The sequence below is a fragment of the Bacillus multifaciens genome (assembly GCF_030756675.1).
Lineage (GTDB): Bacteria > Bacillota > Bacilli > Bacillales > Bacillaceae_G > Bacillus_A > Bacillus_A multifaciens.
In genome coordinates this window covers 41194-58664 of sequence record NZ_JAVBXD010000033.1, presented here as the reverse complement: position 1 = coordinate 58664, position 17471 = coordinate 41194, and the positions used below count along the sequence as shown (strand labels likewise).

19 protein-coding genes and 16 tRNA genes are annotated in these 17471 nt (G+C 34.0%); 25 read left to right on the top strand and 10 right to left on the bottom strand.

Features of this window, described 5'->3' with window-relative positions; genetic code table 11:
• Positions 1-16: 16 nt before the first annotated feature.
• The 17 genes from Q9306_RS18715 to Q9306_RS18635 all read left to right on the top strand — a co-directional run bounded on the left by Q9306_RS18715 (position 17) and on the right by Q9306_RS18635 (position 4103).
• A tRNA-Asn gene (locus tag Q9306_RS18715) sits at positions 17-91 on the top strand.
• Positions 92-94: 3 nt separating this feature from the next.
• Positions 95-186 (top strand) — tRNA-Ser (locus tag Q9306_RS18710).
• 10 nt (positions 187-196) lie between these two features.
• A tRNA-Glu gene (locus tag Q9306_RS18705) sits at positions 197-271 on the top strand.
• A 4-nt stretch (positions 272-275) separates the two neighbouring features.
• Positions 276-351, top strand: a tRNA-Val gene (locus Q9306_RS18700).
• Between the two features lie 23 nt (positions 352-374).
• Positions 375-451 (top strand) — tRNA-Met (locus Q9306_RS18695).
• Between the two features lie 2 nt (positions 452-453).
• A tRNA-Asp gene (locus tag Q9306_RS18690) sits at positions 454-529 on the top strand.
• An 8-nt stretch (positions 530-537) separates the two neighbouring features.
• Positions 538-613: transfer RNA gene (locus Q9306_RS18685), tRNA-Phe, on the top strand.
• A gap of 16 nt (positions 614-629) precedes the next feature.
• Positions 630-705, top strand: a tRNA-Thr gene (locus tag Q9306_RS18680).
• Positions 706-715: 10 nt separating this feature from the next.
• Positions 716-799, top strand: a tRNA-Tyr gene (locus tag Q9306_RS18675).
• Positions 800-813: 14 nt separating this feature from the next.
• Positions 814-887 (top strand) — tRNA-Trp (locus Q9306_RS18670).
• A 10-nt stretch (positions 888-897) separates the two neighbouring features.
• Positions 898-973, top strand: a tRNA-His gene (locus tag Q9306_RS18665).
• 115 nt (positions 974-1088) lie between these two features.
• Positions 1089-1163: transfer RNA gene (locus Q9306_RS18660), tRNA-Gln, on the top strand.
• A gap of 5 nt (positions 1164-1168) precedes the next feature.
• A tRNA-Gly gene (locus tag Q9306_RS18655) sits at positions 1169-1243 on the top strand.
• A gap of 10 nt (positions 1244-1253) precedes the next feature.
• Positions 1254-1327, top strand: a tRNA-Cys gene (locus Q9306_RS18650).
• Positions 1328-1333: 6 nt separating this feature from the next.
• A tRNA-Leu gene (locus Q9306_RS18645) sits at positions 1334-1415 on the top strand.
• A gap of 151 nt (positions 1416-1566) precedes the next feature.
• Positions 1567-2544 (top strand): tyrosine-type recombinase/integrase, encoded by a 978-nt coding sequence (locus Q9306_RS18640; RefSeq protein WP_306201163.1) that lies wholly within the window; start codon positions 1567-1569, stop codon positions 2542-2544.
• 836 nt (positions 2545-3380) lie between these two features.
• On the top strand, positions 3381-4103 hold the full coding sequence (locus tag Q9306_RS18635; protein WP_306201162.1) for a Rha family transcriptional regulator: 723 nt from the start codon (positions 3381-3383) through the stop codon (positions 4101-4103).
• Positions 4104-4212: 109 nt separating this feature from the next.
• Here Q9306_RS18635 and Q9306_RS18630 read toward each other — a convergent pair whose 3' ends face one another.
• The 8 genes from Q9306_RS18630 to Q9306_RS18595 all read right to left on the bottom strand — a co-directional run bounded on the left by Q9306_RS18630 (position 4213) and on the right by Q9306_RS18595 (position 8726).
• Positions 4213-4566: a hypothetical protein gene (locus tag Q9306_RS18630; protein WP_306201161.1), complete on the bottom strand. Its 354-nt coding sequence runs from the start codon at positions 4564-4566 to the stop codon at positions 4213-4215.
• A 4-nt stretch (positions 4567-4570) separates the two neighbouring features.
• Complete coding sequence (locus tag Q9306_RS18625) at positions 4571-5002, bottom strand: hypothetical protein (protein WP_306201158.1); 432 nt, start codon at positions 5000-5002, stop codon at positions 4571-4573.
• Between the two features lie 204 nt (positions 5003-5206).
• Positions 5207-5446 carry a hypothetical protein gene (locus tag Q9306_RS18620; protein WP_306201156.1) on the bottom strand — a complete coding sequence of 80 codons (240 nt, stop codon included), beginning with the start codon at positions 5444-5446 and terminating at the stop codon, positions 5207-5209.
• Positions 5400-5567 carry a hypothetical protein gene (locus Q9306_RS18615; RefSeq protein ID WP_306201154.1) on the bottom strand — a complete coding sequence of 56 codons (168 nt, stop codon included), beginning with the start codon at positions 5565-5567 and terminating at the stop codon, positions 5400-5402. Before Q9306_RS18615 ends, Q9306_RS18620 begins: the two co-directional genes overlap by 47 nt.
• Before the next feature lie 319 nt (positions 5568-5886).
• Positions 5887-6708 (bottom strand): replication/maintenance protein RepL, encoded by an 822-nt coding sequence (locus tag Q9306_RS18610; RefSeq protein ID WP_306201152.1) that lies wholly within the window; start codon positions 6706-6708, stop codon positions 5887-5889.
• Positions 6708-7136: a hypothetical protein gene (locus tag Q9306_RS18605; protein ID WP_306201150.1), complete on the bottom strand. Its 429-nt coding sequence runs from the start codon at positions 7134-7136 to the stop codon at positions 6708-6710. Before Q9306_RS18605 ends, Q9306_RS18610 begins: the two co-directional genes overlap by 1 nt.
• Before the next feature lie 16 nt (positions 7137-7152).
• On the bottom strand, positions 7153-7440 hold the full coding sequence (locus Q9306_RS18600; protein ID WP_306201148.1) for a hypothetical protein: 288 nt from the start codon (positions 7438-7440) through the stop codon (positions 7153-7155).
• Positions 7441-8150: 710 nt separating this feature from the next.
• Entirely contained in the window at positions 8151-8726 is a 576-nt protein-coding gene (locus Q9306_RS18595) for a recombinase family protein (RefSeq protein ID WP_306201146.1), read from the bottom strand.
• Between the two features lie 653 nt (positions 8727-9379).
• Between Q9306_RS18595 and Q9306_RS18590 the strand changes: the two genes are divergently transcribed.
• The 4 genes from Q9306_RS18590 to Q9306_RS18575 all read left to right on the top strand — a co-directional run bounded on the left by Q9306_RS18590 (position 9380) and on the right by Q9306_RS18575 (position 11519).
• Positions 9380-9979 (top strand): hypothetical protein, encoded by a 600-nt coding sequence (locus Q9306_RS18590; protein WP_306201144.1) that lies wholly within the window; start codon positions 9380-9382, stop codon positions 9977-9979.
• A 187-nt stretch (positions 9980-10166) separates the two neighbouring features.
• The gene (locus tag Q9306_RS18585; RefSeq protein WP_306201143.1) at positions 10167-10304 is read left to right on the top strand and encodes a hypothetical protein; all 138 of its coding nucleotides are present in this window, start codon (positions 10167-10169) and stop codon (positions 10302-10304) included.
• 131 nt (positions 10305-10435) lie between these two features.
• Positions 10436-10690 carry a hypothetical protein gene (locus Q9306_RS18580; protein ID WP_306201142.1) on the top strand — a complete coding sequence of 85 codons (255 nt, stop codon included), beginning with the start codon at positions 10436-10438 and terminating at the stop codon, positions 10688-10690.
• Positions 10691-10766: 76 nt separating this feature from the next.
• Positions 10767-11519, top strand: a complete 753-nt coding sequence (locus tag Q9306_RS18575; RefSeq protein WP_306201140.1) for a hypothetical protein — start codon at positions 10767-10769, stop codon at positions 11517-11519.
• Between the two features lie 708 nt (positions 11520-12227).
• On the opposite strand, the gene Q9306_RS18570 is transcribed toward Q9306_RS18575, so the two are convergent.
• Together Q9306_RS18570 and Q9306_RS18565 are read right to left on the bottom strand one after the other, a co-directional pair.
• Positions 12228-12527 (bottom strand): Phr family secreted Rap phosphatase inhibitor, encoded by a 300-nt coding sequence (locus tag Q9306_RS18570; RefSeq protein ID WP_306201138.1) that lies wholly within the window; start codon positions 12525-12527, stop codon positions 12228-12230.
• Entirely contained in the window at positions 12527-13642 is a 1116-nt protein-coding gene (locus Q9306_RS18565; protein ID WP_306201136.1) for a response regulator aspartate phosphatase, read from the bottom strand. The genes Q9306_RS18570 and Q9306_RS18565 overlap by 1 nt, the downstream gene beginning before the upstream one ends.
• A 605-nt stretch (positions 13643-14247) precedes the next feature.
• Here Q9306_RS18565 and Q9306_RS18560 point away from each other — a divergent pair.
• The 4 genes from Q9306_RS18560 (at position 14248) to queG (ending at position 17426) form a co-directional block, all read left to right on the top strand.
• Positions 14248-15042, top strand: a complete 795-nt coding sequence (locus Q9306_RS18560) for a transglycosylase domain-containing protein (RefSeq protein WP_371932403.1) — start codon at positions 14248-14250, stop codon at positions 15040-15042.
• A gap of 192 nt (positions 15043-15234) precedes the next feature.
• Positions 15235-15885, top strand: coding sequence for a DsbA family protein (locus Q9306_RS18555; protein WP_306201132.1), 651 nt, complete (start codon positions 15235-15237; stop codon positions 15883-15885).
• A 114-nt stretch (positions 15886-15999) separates the two neighbouring features.
• Positions 16000-16073, top strand: a tRNA-Gly gene (locus tag Q9306_RS18550).
• A 213-nt stretch (positions 16074-16286) separates the two neighbouring features.
• Entirely contained in the window at positions 16287-17426 is a 1140-nt protein-coding gene (gene queG, locus Q9306_RS18545; RefSeq protein ID WP_306201130.1) for a tRNA epoxyqueuosine(34) reductase QueG, read from the top strand.
• Positions 17427-17471 lie beyond the last annotated feature (45 nt).

Genomic DNA, 17471 nt, shown 5'->3' with positions numbered 1-17471 from the left:
GCCAGGCTTTTATTATTCCGCAGTAGCTCAGTGGTAGAGCTATCGGCTGTTAACCGATCGGTCGTAGGTTCGAGTCCTACCTGCGGAGCCAATTGGAGAGCTGTCCGAGATGGCCGAAGGAGCACGATTGGAAATCGTGTATACGTCATAAGCGTATCAAGGGTTCGAATCCCTTGCTCTCCGCCATAAAAACTTTGGCCCGTTGGTCAAGTGGTTAAGACACCGCCCTTTCACGGCGGTAACACGGGTTCGAATCCCGTACGGGTCACCACTTTGGAGGATTAGCTCAGCTGGGAGAGCACCTGCCTTACAAGCAGGGGGTCGGCGGTTCGATCCCGTCATCCTCCACCATTTTAAATAATAAATAGTATCATCGCGGGGTGGAGCAGTTCGGTAGCTCGTCGGGCTCATAACCCGAAGGTCGCAGGTTCAAATCCTGTCCCCGCAACCAATGGTCCCGTGGTGTAGTGGTTAACATGCCTGCCTGTCACGCAGGAGATCGCCGGTTCGACCCCGGTCGGGACCGCCATTTATGAAGGCTCGGTAGCTCAGTCGGTAGAGCAGAGGACTGAAAATCCTCGTGTCGGCGGTTCGATTCCGTCCCGAGCCACCATTTTTAAATTAATAACGCCGGCTTAGCTCAATTGGTAGAGCAACTGACTTGTAATCAGTAGGTTGGGGGTTCAAGTCCTCTAGCCGGCACCATGTAAGTTTCGGAGGGGTAGCGAAGTGGCTAAACGCGGCGGACTGTAAATCCGCTCCTTCGGGTTCGGCAGTTCGAATCTGCCCCCCTCCACCATTTACATTTTATATAGGGGCATAGTTTAACGGTAGAACAGAGGTCTCCAAAACCTCCGGCGTGGGTTCGATTCCTACTGCCCCTGCCAACACAGCATGGCGGCTGTGGCGAAGTGGTTAACGCATCGGATTGTGGCTCCGACACTCGTGGGTTCGATTCCCATCAGTCGCCCCATTTTTAAAATATCACTTTACAAAATAAATGAATTGTGATAAGATACTAAATGTCCTGATTGGATATTTAAAGTAATAAAATACGTAATACAACATATAATGTATTAAACATTCGGTGGGCTATAGCCAAGCGGTAAGGCAACGGACTTTGACTCCGTCATGCGCTGGTTCGAATCCAGCTAGCCCAGCCATTTTTGCGGAAGTAGTTCAGTGGTAGAATACAACCTTGCCAAGGTTGGGGTCGCGGGTTCGAATCCCGTCTTCCGCTCCAAATTTAATATGGCGGCATAGCCAAGTGGTAAGGCAGAGGTCTGCAAAACCTTTACCACCGGTTCAAATCCGGTTGCCGCCTCCATATTTTGCCGATGTGGCGGAATTGGCAGACGCGCACGACTCAAAATCGTGTTCCTTCTGGAGTGTCGGTTCGACCCCGACCATCGGTACTCAAAAGAGTTACATAAATATTGATATTATAACGGTTCTTACGTTCAGTGAGAGCCGTTTTTTGTGTTCTTAAATAGTTAACTACATACGATTATCTCCTTGTTAAATAAGCGTCATGAATCATATTCAAGAAGGAGGTAAATCATTGCTATGACAAGACGTAACAATGAATTAAACGTTAAAGAATTAGCAGTTATTCACGATTCTGTACAATTAGACGTACTTGACTACAAAACTGCTCTACATCTATTCCTCAATGATTGTGAGTTACGCAACTTGCGTGACCATACCATTCGTTATTATAGGAGTGAATTAACCACGTTTTATAAACTCCTTATGGATCAATCCATATCCACAAATCCAACTGAAATTACAAGTGATGTAATTAAAAAGAACGTTATTTTTTATATGAAAGAAATTTTACAAAGAAAGCCAATCACGATTAATACACGTTTAAGAGCCATTAGGGCGTTCTTTAACTTTCTTCATACTGAAAGATACATTAAGTCTAATCCAATGAAAGACGTTAAATTTCTGCGTGTAAGAAGACAAGCCATTCCGACATTTAGCAAAGAGCAAATAAAAAATTTATTAAAGCAACCTAATTTAACTACTTTTATAGGTTTTCGTGATTATACGGTCATGCTGCTCTTATTAGAAACAGGTATACGAGCAAATGAACTTGTTGGAATAACAATTACTGATATTAAATGGGAAGATTCATTTGTTCATATTCGAAATACAAAGGGATATAAAGAACGATTAGTACCAATTCAAGCATACATGAAAGAGGTATTAAAGAAATACGTCACTATTCGGGGATCAGTTGAAACAGATTTTTTGTTTATATCAATTGATAATCGTCCAATGACAAAACGACAATTACAAAATCGAATTAGCAAATATGGGGAAATGGCAAAGGTAAAAGACGTTCGTTGTAGTCCTCATACGTTTAGACATACATTCGCAAAACTTAGTGTTCAAAATGGTGCAGGGATTTTTGAACTGCAACAGATACTTGGGCATACCACAATGGACATGGTTAGAACGTATGTAAATTTATTTAGCAATGATGTGAAAGAGAAGCACAAAGATTTTTCACCATTGAAGATGTTTAAAAAGTACTAAAAAAGAAAAAAGCCACCTACTGCAATAGGTGACCGAAAATCAAAGCACAATTGAATATAGGAACATTCCGTACATTCATTACCTTCATTATAAATTTTTAAAAAGTATAATGCAAAGGTTTAGTTTCCTATTGTCTTTTTTAAGAGGTGTGTACAGGAATTTCCGAATGTGGGAATGACCTAACACCACGCTAAAAACTTGAACAGGTTAGCTAAGCCAACGTCATAAAGTTAAGCGTCCTAACATATAACGTTTCCTTGTTTGCGTTGTTAGGAGTCTAGGAGAGAACGTCCATAAACGGTTTGGTAAAGGTTGCTTGGTGTATTGCGATACAGGTAGCAACGAACAAGAAAGATAACATTAGGTTACGAGTAATTAAGTATATGTCAGCAGTACAATTCCTTCCCTAAATCTTTCAGCAAGTAGGACAAGCATTACTTGTTAAAAGTTCGTTGTAGGTGAAAATCTAGCGTTCAAACAAGGTGTTACTATACGGATTCCTTAACCCGATAGACCATGATGGAGTGACAATGAACGTCTGCTTTATGTTGCATTAACTTTCTTGTTTTTGCAATGTAAGGTAGTCATTCTCTGCCCTAGCCGTTGTCCTTTCCACTCATCCCATGATGAAGGACGGATAGCTGAAGTCAATACGTTTTATCAAAGTTAATTATGAAATGTCATTAAAAATTACTCTAAGTTAAATATGGAACTAAGTAATAACGAATGAGATCAAGAAGGTTAGTACATTAATTAACTTAGAAGTAGCCTTTGCCGAAACAGAAGCGGTTAGAGTTACATATAGGAGGAATGAAGATGAAAAGGATACTCATTTAGTGAGTACCCCCGGAGGAAACCAAGAAGTTTTAGGTAATCAATTTAAAATTTATGGATCAAAGGAAGAACCTTTATTCTTAGCTAAAGACGTTGCCGTTTGGATTGATTACGCTTTTAAGGATAAAGAAAAAGGTACAAGAAATGTAAATATGATGTTAAATACAGTTGATGAAGACGAAAAGCTGGTGGCAAGATTATTTACCTCAGGTCAAAATCGTGAAATGTGGTTCTTAACTGAAGACGGTCTTTATGAGGTATTAATGCAATCACGAAAACCAATCGCAAAACAATTTAAGAAACAAGTTAAAGAGATTTTGAAAGATATTCGTAATATGAATAACATCGTATTTATCGAAAATAACGAGGTAGTAACAGATAGTTTAAAAGTTGGTGAAGTTTTCAATAAGCGACACGATCATGTGATTAGAGATATTGAAAAAATCATGGAAGAATTAAAAGAAAAAGGAAAACCCAATTTTGGGGAATCCTATTATGAAGTAGGTAATGGACGTAAATACAAGAAATATAATTTAACAAAAGATGGTTTTACCTTGCTGGTAATGGGTTTCACAGGATCGGAAGCTATGAAATTTAAAATGATGTACATTGATGAATTCAACCGTATGGAACAAGAATTAAAGAATCGTAGTTTAAGTTCTTATATGATTGCTGATCCGGTTGCTCGTGCTGAAAAGTGGATTCAAGAACAGAAAGAAATTTAGATTGTAGTGTTGACTTTATTAAACGCAATTTTACGTTAAGTAATTACAAGGATGGGGGTTAGTACCTACTTAATAATAAAAAAGGCATGTCCACGAACGGACACACCTCTTAAAATTCCTCTAATTTAATTGTTCTAGAAGTAACAGTTAACTTAATGTTGTTCTTCTTCAATTCTTCTTTAAGTTCTGCTAACCTTTCTTCTGATTCAAAAATCTTACAAATTTGATGTAAATCTAACATAGCTTCTTTTGCAAAGTACTTTAAATCATAAACGGTTCCTTTAAAATTTGCTGGATAATGTTCGAAGCGATAATACTTTTTAATGTAATTCGCTAACCCTTTGGCTATCATTGTGGAGTTCATACAAGAAAAGTCCGACTTTGTGTTCATGTAACTATTCATATCAAAATCTTGACCAAATAAAGCCTTTACTTTTTTCATATCTCTCATTGTATAATTCATGTGTTTAACCCTCCAATTGTTCTAATGTCATGTTTGGAAAATCTGTTCTAAATTCAATTAAGTATTGAAGTTCTTCGAAATTTATAACTTTCTTATTTTTATCTTTACGTAGCAATTCAGTAATGCCATTCGTTTTATATATATCAAGCAATTTTTCCTTGTATTCGCTCTTTAGTTCCTCTTTAGAAGTGTTAAATATTTCGCTATTAGAGTTCTCAGCAGTTTCAAAAAGGTGAGCATATTCATTTTTATGCTGATTGATCTCTGCAAATTTTAATTTTGCTAATGGACTACTACTCCGTTTCATTCTTGTTGAAGCAATTTCATTACTATCACTGTCCATTAACTTAGATAAAATACTATCTCCCTTAACAGAAGCAGTTTCCTGTTTTGATAAATTTCCTTGCTCATTGTACCACCTTGATAAAATACTCATTAATAATCGTTCCTTTCGTTTGAAGTAAGTTCAACCATTTTCTTGTTGGTAAGGGCATTCTCATAGTTAATTAACTTTATTCATCTATTTGCTTTGTACTCGCCCTAGCCAACAAGACAGAAGGGGAAGTTTACTGCTATTCTTATCTAACAGTACCTTCTAATCTCAACCCTGTTGTATCGGCAAGGGCATTATGTACATTGATTAATTTTCAAAGACAAAGTAATTCATATTACCGATTAGTTTTACAACAATGCCATGTCGCTTTAATTCATTCATTAGATCAGTGTCTTGTTTCTTTAGTCGCAAATTATCAGATGTTGTACTAAGATATTCTGCAACTTCACTAAATGAAATAGGTTCATTATTATGCGCATAGTTACCACGAACAATAACGTTAACCTTGTTGATAAATTCCATTCGATTCATACGTTTCTTTTTCATAAAGTTTTTTCACCTCTTCCCACTGTTTTATTTTTAAATCGTATCTTTTAATTTGCTTTATAAAAAAGCGAATCATAAACAGTTCCAAAGCAATTGTTAGTACAATAAAAAACACACTCATCAATTAACATTCCTTTCTTTACCACTCAAATTTTTATCAAGTATATGTACGAACGTTAGTGAAATACTAAGCCTATCTGGCGCTTGAAGATGTATAATAAGCAATCTATGTATAACGGTAATTTTTACCGAAATTAATAAACTACTGCAATTTAAATCTATGTAAATGTAACTATGTGCAAAGTTAATATTTATTAAAGATATAAGAAGAAATTAACGCCCAAAACAACGTTCAGACTTACTGTCACAACGGATTGAGCGTGATTTGAAACAGGTCAAAAAAGTTACCTATTCAAGCAAAAAAGGGTCAAAAAAGTTACCTATTTTTTTGGAGCATATGGTGAAGCAGCAAACATACCTCGTAATGTATTATCAGGTTGTCCACTTTTTCTATAAAAGATATACGGATTTAATGTGATGAAAGTATGGCGTTTATCTTCCAATGTTGTTTCTGCAATTACTCCACCTTTTCTTAAACCTCTAAGAAGAGGGGATATTTTCTTTTGATGGATTTCAGTAATTTGTGCGATTGCTTCTATATTAAGGTACTTAATTTCCTTAGGATCAATTTCATGAGGATTAATACAAATCATGTTAGTTTCATAATGAACATATGGAAGTAACTTATATAAGAATCCAATTTCAGCAGGTTTTAATGCTTTGCATAGCTGCTTTAATGTTGTAGTAAATAGTTTGATTATCTTTTGTTCTTGAACTTGTCCTCTAAAGTGATAAGTAGGATTAATACAGTATCCACCTTTAACCTCTTCCAAAATCCCATTACTTTCAAGTGCTTTACATAAACGTTTATTAGTACTATTTGTAATACCTAATGTATGTTCAATATCCACTTTCTTAGTCATAACCGCCCCATCCTTTCCAATTAAAAACCCTGTTCCGAATTCCATATGACACTGTAATTGTAATAAATATCCAAGGTGAATATTTGTTAATTTAGAAATCACTTCTTTAATATTCTCCATATCCGCAAAACTGAAATGGCGGTTATCTCTTTCCTTTTCTAATTTGTTCTTATATGCTTGTTTTTGATCTTCAGATATTACTTGTGATTTGGGATTAATAATATCTTCACCCAATATTTGTCCTGTTTCCTTATCGACTAAATGAACTATTCTGGGCACTAGTTCTTCACCTCACTTTCATTTTGATTTAATTTATCAGTAGCCTTTTTCTCAAAAATTTTCTCTAAAAGAAGTCCAAGTTGAACGCGTGTCTTAGACATAAGTTCCTCACGCATGGCTCTTTGTATCTGTATCTGTTTTTTTAATTCGTCAATGTATACATGCAAATCTTCAAGCTGTTCTGTCTTGGATTTAATTGCAAATTCTTGTTTCATTTTAGCGATAGCACGAATTTCGTTTATATTCATATTTTTATAATCTGTACCATCTTCTAACATTAGTAATTCAAAATCAGAAGCGAATATAATTTTTTCTTTAGTTCCTGCTTTTTGATTTTCAAAAGAACATACAACAGGAGAACTTTTAATCTTTGTTATATGTGTGGATACATTTTTAATTTGATCATTATCTACAAGTAGTACAATCATCTTTTACGTCCTTTCATTACATTTGATTTTGATATTGTCTTGTTTTAAGACTGAATAAATAACGACAATAAGCTAATTGTGAACTTAGTGATCTAACGTTTAGTTGTAATGTATTTGCTTTATATCGTTCAATCATGTCATTAATTTCAGTATGTGAATTTTCCTTATACGCAATTTCAAATGTAACTAAATAACCATCATCACCTTTTCGTGTTACCGTAACGTGACCAAGTTTAGCGCCTTTAATTGTTGAAAGTGCAGCAGCTAATGTTAGATCAGCAGTATGAAAAATTCTTGTTTGCATAGTTACCATTCCTTTCGATTACCAATTTCTATAATTCAATAATGTATTGATACCTTGTAAATTTCTTAAATATGAAACTTGTTTTTAACGTAAGCAGTCGACATATCATATTCGAGCGTTATCGAGCGTCTATATCGAATAAAATTGGCGTCAATATTAGGTGTAACGACAATTTAATTGTCATATTCGTTCAGCGTATTTTCAGTAAGAAACAAAACTTAATGCTCGTTTTACTTACGGTTAAAGACATTTAAAAAATTACCCTGTACCTTGTTTGATACAGGGCGTTGCAAATAAAAAAACGGAAGGTTTTACTTCAATGTCCATTCAAATGAAGCTGACACATTTGAAAAACATATCGGTTATTTGTTAGAATTGTTTTAAGTTGCACTAACAACAACTAGAAATCGACTAATTTTATTTCGAAATAGGTGCTAATTTCCTACTTCTATATTCATTAATACCAATAAAATAGGCTTGTTTCTCACGTTACTTACGGATATGAAATGTAAATAATGAAGTGTTTAACGAGGTAAAGAATTATTCTTAATCCGGGGAATGAAAGTGGTCAGCAACTTGTGACATGTTAATACTTATGTTTGTGTACGTTAATTCGTAAATAAATGTAGGTGTAGTTATGTTGTGGTGTAAAAATAAAACGTAAGAATCGAAATAAACCACAAAAATAAAAACGCCTAATCTTCATTTGATTAGACGCTTCTTGTGATCCCTCTTCTTTTAACTTCTCGATAAATTGTAGCTTCACCAATCCCTAACAAATTGCTAATTTCTTTTACTGTCTTATCGCCTTGTTCGTACCATTCCATTGCTTGATTGATATTAGGATTGTTCTCTGTATATCGTTTAGGTCTACCTTTGTATTTGCCTTTCTGCTTAGCTAATTCAATCCCTGCTCGTTGCTTCTCTTTAATCATTGTTCTATCTAATTCACTGAATCCAGCCATGATAGTTAGAAAGAACTTTCCTGTTGCTGTACGGGTGTCTATGCTCATGTCCATTATTACAAGGTGTACCTTCTTCCGTTCTAACTGCTCGACTAATTCCAATAACTGCAATGTGTTCCTTCCTAATCTATCCATACGGGTAACGACAAGCACATCTTCAGATTCTAATTTATTAAGTAACTCATCAAGTTGTTCTTTCTTCTTTGATACTCCACTTATCTTCTCTGATATTATCTCGTCTACTCCATATTGCTTTAGTGCTTCTAGCTGCGTGTCTAGGTGTTGGTCAGTACTGCTTACTCGTGCGTATCCGTACATCATATACAATCATCTCCTATCGTAAATGAATCATCAAGTCTTATTGATAGTGTATCATTAATTATGATAGATGTAAATGATAGTTGATGAACGTTGATACAATCACATATCAAGTTGCTATCAAATGGGTACACTTATATGATAGTTCATAAATGATAGTTAGATATGAAGCAGCTAAAACGCCCTGTATTTATTCGAGTAACATGTGTAATTATGAAACGTACTGTTTTAGTTGGTGTCTATATATACATGGTGAATTGCTACTGATCCAACATGATTTATATTAGATGTGTACTTATAAGCGTGTGTATAGTTAAGGAATTTTATTGAAATGCCAATGGTGTAGTATGCTTTCCCTTGTTGTATCGGAAAGGGCATGAAGTAAGCTAATGACGGTTCAAATCTGCTTGTTTCGTGCGGTAATTGGTTTCATACATAGTGGTATTCATTAACCAATAGAAAAGGATTATGAATGAATCTGACATAAAGAATAAAGTGAATGAGTTCATATGTTAAAAAAATCTTGCCAACCCCTTCCAATGATAGGAGAATATAGGGGTGGGGTGGTTTACTTTCTGAACAATTGAAATGTGAAAAACGGGCGGTAGGAGGCCAACATATTTCACAGGGAGAATTTTAAAAGGGGGAATCAGTTAGTGAAACGATTGTTTTTATTGTTATCTGCAATTCTTCTTATTTCTGCATGTAGTAAAGAAACAACTTCATCAAATGAAAAAGTAAAAGATAAAGGAAACGAACAACAAGAAAAAAGTACATCAGAAACACAGAATCAAAATTCAGCACCAATGGAAAAAGAAACTCATGTGATGAAAGATGTGCAGTCATTTGATAAGTGGATGAATGTACATGCAAATGAATTTATCAAAAACGTAAATGAAGTAAAAGGTTTTTTTGATGGAAACGAAAAAGATTTAAATAAGTTAAAAGTTTCAATGACTAATATCGGACTACTGATTGATGAAGCTAATAATATTGAACCGCCTCAAGCTAGAAAAGAGATGTATCTTAGATATAGCTTAACTTTGAAAGATTGGAAAGACTTTATAGATAAACAACCTAATTTAGGACAACAAGTTTCAAATGAAGAAGCTACTAATTGGGTAAATTCTTATTATAAAGCAAAGGATTCTTTAGGTGATTTTTATAAATACTTAGACGAGTGGACAAGTAAGGCTAAAGAAAACTTGAAAATTATTGAAGATTACCATAAACAGAACAAACAAGGTAATCAATAAAAATTCTAACATTAGCATTTCCTTGTGAAGTGCTTTTTTTTATTTGTATTGTAAAAAGACCAACCTTTTTTATCGAAAAAATAAATTTTAAAAAAGAAAGAAATTACACATATATCTTGTGTCCTTTTTTAAAAAGTAATACAATATGTAGTGAAGAAAAAATTCCCAATAGAAAGAAGGTGAATATATGGCGAAGGGTTCAAAGAAAGTATCTAGTTCAACTATGGCTTCTAAGGCTTCAAAAGCATTGCAAAGTAAGAGTACTAGTAAATTAACAAAAAGTCTTGCTGCTTCTGTCTTAGCACAAGCAAAAGGAAAGAAATAATAGCTTAATTGCTTTAATATAAAATTTTTTATTGTGAATATGTATCAATCATTATTATAAATTGTACAAGCATATCGGGTTTAAATAGATTGTTAATTAGCTTTATTCATAAAAAGAAGGGAGTAATTTTTATGTCTTTAACTTTAAATAAGAGAAAAACTTTAAGAGAAAATTTATTAAAAGAACTTTATGATTATCATTTAAAAAGTGGGGGAGAAGCACTATATATTTATCTTGATGTGTACGTGTCTGAAGAGGATAAAGAAAAACATGTAGCTTATGAATATTTAAATGACAAGGGATTGATTGAATATAAATCTTTTTCTAAAGATAAATACATGGCTAAGATCACTTCTTATGGTATTGATACAGTGGAGAATAGTTAATTTTAAAGGCACTCTTTATTTAGGGTGCTTTATCTATGAAAAGAAATTGTTATTCTTTTACAAGGAGGAACAGAAAATGAAATTTGATGTAGTTGAATCAGTAAAAAATCTATTAGGAATTGAAGAAGGAAGTAATATTGAATTAGTTTTTGATAACATTGGAAGTGTTGCACCTTATATAAGTGGAGCGATTACTTCACATCGAATAAATCGTTTGAAAAAACGTTTAGAAGAACATCGAGAACGTCTTGGAGTTATTGAAAATAAAATAAAGGGAAAGGATGCTGCATTTACTGAATTTCTTAAACAAAAGGCATTTCCTATTATTTTAGAAGACATAATGAATGATGCGCAGGATGAAAAAGTTGAATTTCTTTTTAATGGTTTTGAAAATATTATTGAAAGAGAATTTAAAAATGAAGATCGTATTATTGCTTATTGTGATTTACTAAGAGAGTTAAGATTAGACGAAATTAAAAGGTTAGTTGAACTAACGCCAGATTATAGAAAGTATAAATTTAAATTAAGAATGGAAGGTAAGGCACCTGTATTTCCATTTGAAATTCCAAGTACAGAAGTGGAAAAGCAAGAGCATTATGAACAAGAAGCATATAATACTTATATTGAAAATAGATTAGAAAATTTAGGCTTAATTACTACTCCTTTAATTAAAACAAATAAGGAGTTAGCTGAATTTATAGGTAAGCAACTTAATCAAGATCAATTTCATCGACATGAGTATGAAAAAGATACGAAGATTACTAAATTTGGTGAAAATATAATTGATTTTTTTGAACTTGTAAGTCCAGCTATAAAAAGTAATTTATAGTTTTATTGAGAGAAAGGAATTTTATAAAGTAACTCTCTTTTTATTTTTGAAATAGTGGTTTGTTCGTCTTGAGTAGGGCGAAGCCATATTAAATAATGTATGCATTTATATAATAGGAAGAAACTCGTTTTATGTCGATATCCTCAACTTGACTAAGCGATTTAAACGAAATATACTTAATTGCAAGGTAGTCGTATGTGATAATTTTAAGTTAAATTAAATTCGAACGCTAAGAACATTTATATATCAATGTTTTCGATGGTTTGTGGGGAGGATTAAATTCCATAACCGACTCAAAATCGTGTTCCTTCTGGAGTGTCGGTTCGACCCCGACCATCGGTACTGTTTAGACGAGATTAACTCGTTTTTTTATGTTTATTTATCGAAAGTTATTCAAAGAAATAGCGTAATATCGACGTTTATAAGCGTTCCTTACTTCAAACAGTAGGGGACGCTTTTTTATTTATTTCTCCTTGTTAATTGTCTTCTAATATGTAGCACTGTTTTAGACGACGGAGAATGAGCCGTCATGCGTCGGAAAACGATAGTGTGAAACGTTGTTTGATGACGTAGTGAACTTCTTTCTTAAAGATCGTGATATACGTAATCTAATCATGTACAATGCGATATTATCGCAACGAACTCACAATTAGTGTAATTAAAAAAGCCATACTAGCTAGTATGGCTTTATTTCTAACTATTACATTGTTATGCTTGCTGTACTGGTGTGTCACTTTCATTGTTAGCAGGTGCAGGTGTATCGGCGTGACCTTCTTGTGTTACAATGCCACCACCGTCGCCCTTATTATCAGCAGGAGAACCACCAGTATTTCCAAGACTATAAGCTAAATCAGATCTTTGAGGTGACCACCCTTCTCCATGTGTTGATTGTAATTTATTAATGTTATCTATCTGTGCTGTTTGCTGAATTCCTGGAATGGTACTTAATCCGAAAGACAGAATACCTATAGCAGCTAAACTCATTACTGTTAAACCAAGATTTTTCATTACTTTAACGCCCCTTTAGCTAATAATTTTGTTCTTGCTTCAAGACCTAAACAGAAATATTCATTTGATGTTTGGTAATCACAAGTTGTATGCAATCTAGTTGCCAACAGCTCTGCGTATTCTTCTACATAATCCCAAAGTGCTTCTTTTTTGAAATAGGAAATGCTTGCAACAATTACACTTTTTAATTCTTCAATAGAAGCATTGTTATTTAGTACTCTTAAAATGGTAAAGTGATGTGTGTATTCTTCATTCTCTAGGTTTAAACAAATTTTTAAACCTTTTTCAACAAGATCAGAAGCAATATTTGTTTCACCTAACTTAGAATATTCTCTAGCTTGTAGGAAAATGGCTTTAAAATGATTAGGAATTTTCTCTGTTACTTCTGATAAGTGACGAATAGCTAATTCAGAAAGGCTTTGACTTGCATATAACCAACCTAAATTGTGACGGACTAATGAAATTAATGTTTCTTCATTAGTCTTTTGTAATAAGCTTAAAGCAGAATTTAAATGTTCCTCGGCTTGTTCGAATTGTTTTAGAAATACACAACTCATTCCAATTGTATTTTCGCAAGAAGCTGTATTACTTTCGTAGCCTTGGTATTTAGAGAAGACGTCTTTTGAAGTAGTCGCATAACGAATAGCTAAAAGTGGTTTGTAGGTATTATGGTAAAATAACGATAACTTAGATTGAAATTCAGCTTTTTCAATTTCATCTGGAACGTATTTCAAAAGAGATTCAGCTTTTTCATAATGTTTTTGTGCCTCGTTATAGTTAGTAAGCATGGTAGCATGTACAGCTTTATAAAAATGGTAATAATAAGCTAAGAAACTGTCAGTCGGAGTGTTAAATGATTCGATTTTATCAAAACTACTTTTTGTGATATTGAATCTATCGGTAAGTGTTTTGAAGCGGAAATCTAGTAAAGAGTAATACAATAGTAAGTTTTGGTCGTGTAGTTCTGTGTTCTCTTCGGCCTTTAAAATGATAATATATTCATCAAGTTCTTGTTTTAAGTTTGTTGCTTTTAAAAGTTGTTGTTTTAACATTACTTGATACCAGTCATTAAGTAACTTTGTAACCTTTCCATTCCCCTTCACTGGAACGTACATATAATCCCTCTCTTTTCTGAATAGTCTTATATTAAATAATAACAGAAGAACATTTATTGGAAATTATTTTATATATTTCTCAACATTTATCTGACAATTTTAAATCTCAATACAATCGAAAATGGCAATTATGTTATAAGAGGAATTCATTCTTTGCAACTATATAAATCCATTTTAATTTTTCGACATATAAATTGTTGCTATGTAGAATACAACATGATTTGCACTTGCTCCCTCCTTTTGTTTTAAACCTCGCATGTGACAGGAAAAGGACCTGCCGCTTCTATGCATGGCCAGGTGCTCTCGTCCTCCTCTAAAAGAAAGGGGTTTTTATGTCGTTTTTTAAAATTGAATATATAGTAAGTTAAATAGGTTGCATAACAGCAACAATTCATGTAATATCTGAAAGGTTAGAATAGGCCCGAAAACGGTAAATTCTCTAAGAGGAATGTAAAAAAGGATCATAAATAACCTACCAAGTGTTTTCTACCGTAGTAGAAGATGCTTTTTTCTTTTCAGGCCTTTAAATTACAAATTTGTAAGGAAGTTGTAAGAGAAATGCATTGGATATTTTTAAAAATAAAGGTATGCTTAAATTAAGAGCAATGAATGCTGAAAGAAATGGGGTGTCTGTTGTGAAGGAAAGAACAGCATATCGCACTTTGCATCATAATATTTCTTTAACTCCAATTGCAAAGTTTTTTTATAAAGCCCTTATATTATTAGTATTGCTATGTTCTATACTGCTGTTTGCTGGAAATAAAATGATTGAAAGCAAGGATATAAGTAAATTGACAGTACCGACTCACTTTGAGTTACCAGAACAATTAGGGGATGCATTTATCGCAACTGAAGATAAGAGATTCTATCATCATAATGGATTAGATTATATTGCAATTGTTAGAGCCACAATCGAAAATATAAAGGCTGGTGGTGTTGTACAAGGCGGTAGTACAATTACGCAGCAGCTTGCAAAAAATGTTTTTTTAACAAGTGAACGAACATTTTCACGTAAGTGGGATGAAGTTTTCTATGCTAAAAAAATTGAACGAACATTTACGAAAAATGAGATTTTAAAACTTTATGTAAGCAATATTTATTATGGAGAAGGGGCATGGGGAGTTGAGAAAGCTGCGAAATTATATTTTGGTAAGCAGGTGGATCAATTAACATTAAGTGAAAGTGCTATGTTAGCAGCTGTTGTGAAAGCACCAGCTTATTATTCTCCTATAAAAAATTATGATAAGGCTGTAGAAAGACGTAATGTTGTGTTGAAGCTCATGGAGCGAGAAGGGTATATTACTCATGCTGAATATGTACAAGCTACAAGTGAAAAGCTCGTTATTCGTCATGACATCCCTAATAACCAACCAGTAGAGCGTGAGAAAGCTGTCAGTTAAGAGTGAGTTCAAAAAGAACGCACTCTTTTTTATGTGAATAAATGGGAGAGAAGTGAGACACAATATTGTCACATTTATTTGATTTTGTTTATTTTATGAGCAACTTCAATGGACTGTTTATATGAGAATTGCTATCATAAATATTGTATATATAGTGGTATACAAAGAATAAAACATTAAAGAGGAATGTATATGAAATCAAAAAATATTATGGTTCTCGGTGTTATTTTTTCTGTTGCAGTACTTATTGTAATCGGTACAATTGTATATAGTCTTGTGAACGATAAGAAGGAAAAAGGAAAAGATACCTTTTTATATGGTACGCAGCAATCTTTAGGAGAGAAAGATGCTCCAATTCATATTGTTGAATTTGGAGATTTTAAATGTCCAGCTTGTCGTACATGGGATGCAACTGTATTGCCACGCTTAAAGGAAGAGTATATTAATAAAGGAAAAGTTCAGCTTCATTTTATTAATTTTCCTTTTATCGGGAAAGACTCTGATCTAGGCGCAGCAGCTGGAGAAGCGATTTATAAGCAAGATCCAAAAGCGTTTTGGACATTTTATGATGAAATATATCAAAATCAAAAGAATGAAAAAGAAGAGTGGATTACAGAGGATCTAGTGGTCGATATAGTAAAACAAAAGCTACCTACGATTGATGTAGAGAAGTTTAAAAAGGATTTAAAGAGTAAGGAAATAAAAGATAAAGTACAGAAAGATTTTGACCTTGCTCAAAAATTAAAAGTACAAGGTGCACCATCTCTATATGTAAATGGTAAACTTGTTAATCCAGATTATGATAGTATTAAGGCGGCAATTGATAAAGTTACGAAAAAGTGATGAGATATTCATCACTTTTTCGACTTTTTTCGATAAAATTATTGCGCTACCTTATTATTACATGTTATACTTCTTAACATAAGTTAACAGAAAGTTAATATTTTCTTAATATTTGCGGGTGTAGTTTAGTGGTAAAACAAGAGCCTTCCAAGCTCTGGTCGAGAGTTCGATTCTCTTCACCCGCTCCAGAAATTATTCCGTATTTTTATAATCATTGTGATCAACGCAGTGTTTCGTTTCTCAGATAAACGAAGCATTGCGTTTTTTTATGTTTTGAGTGTATGAATATATGCAAAAATAGTAATGTGTAAAATGAAATGGATCTTTTGGCTAATGAATAATGGAATCCAAATGACTGCTTGTGAAAGAAACTAAATATGCATGCTATAAGGAGAGTAACTGTGAATTTTGAACAATTAAAACAAGATGTTATTGCGTATAGTAAAACAATTGGTATTGATAAGATAGGCTTTGCGAGTGCCACCCCATTTGAGGAATTAAAGCAGCGTCTTATTCAGCAGCAACAATTAGGATACCAATCAGGTTTTGAAGAGTCAGATATAGAAAAGAGAACGAACCCGGAGTTATTATTGCCAGGTGCAAAATCAATTATTGCGATTGCTTTGGCGTATCCTTCCAAGTTGAAAAATGCACCACAAAGTAAGCGAGGAGAGAGACGAGGCATTTTTTGCCGCGCTTCTTGGGGACAAGATTATCATCTTGTTTTGCGTGATCGTTTAGAGAAGCTGGAGGCATATTTAATTGAACGTTTACCAAATATAGAGGTCAAATCCATGGTAGATACGGGAGAATTAAGCGACCGGGCTGTTTCAGAGCGAGCAGGCATTGGGTGGAGTGGAAAGAACTGTTCCATTATTACGCCGGAATTTGGGTCGTATGTTTATTTGGGTGAGATGATTACAAATATTCCTTTTCCACCAGATACTCCAATTGAGGATCAGTGCGGGAGCTGTACAAAGTGTATTGATGTTTGTCCGACAGGAGCGCTTGCCCAAGGGGGACAATTAAATTCTCAAAAATGTATTGCGTTTTTAACGCAGACGAAAGGATTTCTTCCGGAAGAATATCGAGATAAGATTGGAAATCGCATTTACGGGTGCGATACGTGTCAAACTGTTTGTCCAAAAAATAAAGGAATAGATTTTCATAATCATCCGGAAATGGAACCTGATCCTGAACTTGTAAAGCCTTTATTAACACCTCTTCTGACCATTAGCAATCGTGAGTTTAAAGAAAAGTATGGAATCATGTCCGGATCGTGGCGAGGGAAAAAGCCGTTGCAGCGAAATGCAATTTTGGCACTCGCTCATTTTAAAGATGAAACGGCCATTCCAGATTTAATTGCTGTAATGAAAGAAGATCCTCGCCCAGTTATTCGCGGCACAGCGGCGTGGGCATTAGGGAAAATTGGCGGAGAAGGGGTGCAAGAGGCGATTGAAAAAGCGAAAGAGCGGGAAAAAGATGAAGAAGTGATTCATGAGATGAACCGTGGTCTTGAATTATTAGCTGAGAAAAAATAGCAGATTATCCTTTAGTCCTTCATATTGTAGTAAGGGGAGGGGAGA

Coding starts and splice junctions, on each gene's coding strand:
- Q9306_RS18595 (WP_306201146.1), bottom strand. CDS start 8,726: ATGATGTACGGATACGCACGAGTAAGCAGTACTGACCAACACCTAGAC.
- Q9306_RS18585 (WP_306201143.1), top strand. CDS start 10,167: ATGGCGAAGGGTTCAAAGAAAGTATCTAGTTCAACTATGGCTTCTAAG.
- Q9306_RS18600 (WP_306201148.1), bottom strand. CDS start 7,440: ATGCAAACAAGAATTTTTCATACTGCTGATCTAACATTAGCTGCTGCA.
- Q9306_RS18565 (WP_306201136.1), bottom strand. CDS start 13,642: ATGTACGTTCCAGTGAAGGGGAATGGAAAGGTTACAAAGTTACTTAAT.
- Q9306_RS18605 (WP_306201150.1), bottom strand. CDS start 7,136: ATGATTGTACTACTTGTAGATAATGATCAAATTAAAAATGTATCCACA.
- Q9306_RS18640 (WP_306201163.1), top strand. CDS start 1,567: ATGACAAGACGTAACAATGAATTAAACGTTAAAGAATTAGCAGTTATT.
- Q9306_RS18570 (WP_306201138.1), bottom strand. CDS start 12,527: ATGAAAAATCTTGGTTTAACAGTAATGAGTTTAGCTGCTATAGGTATT.
- Q9306_RS18630 (WP_306201161.1), bottom strand. CDS start 4,566: ATGAATTATACAATGAGAGATATGAAAAAAGTAAAGGCTTTATTTGGT.
- Q9306_RS18620 (WP_306201156.1), bottom strand. CDS start 5,446: ATGAAAAAGAAACGTATGAATCGAATGGAATTTATCAACAAGGTTAAC.
- Q9306_RS18575 (WP_306201140.1), top strand. CDS start 10,767: ATGAAATTTGATGTAGTTGAATCAGTAAAAAATCTATTAGGAATTGAA.
- Q9306_RS18580 (WP_306201142.1), top strand. CDS start 10,436: ATGTCTTTAACTTTAAATAAGAGAAAAACTTTAAGAGAAAATTTATTA.
- Q9306_RS18615 (WP_306201154.1), bottom strand. CDS start 5,567: ATGAGTGTGTTTTTTATTGTACTAACAATTGCTTTGGAACTGTTTATG.
- Q9306_RS18560 (WP_371932403.1), top strand. CDS start 14,248: ATGAATGCTGAAAGAAATGGGGTGTCTGTTGTGAAGGAAAGAACAGCA.
- Q9306_RS18555 (WP_306201132.1), top strand. CDS start 15,235: ATGAAATCAAAAAATATTATGGTTCTCGGTGTTATTTTTTCTGTTGCA.
- Q9306_RS18625 (WP_306201158.1), bottom strand. CDS start 5,002: ATGAGTATTTTATCAAGGTGGTACAATGAGCAAGGAAATTTATCAAAA.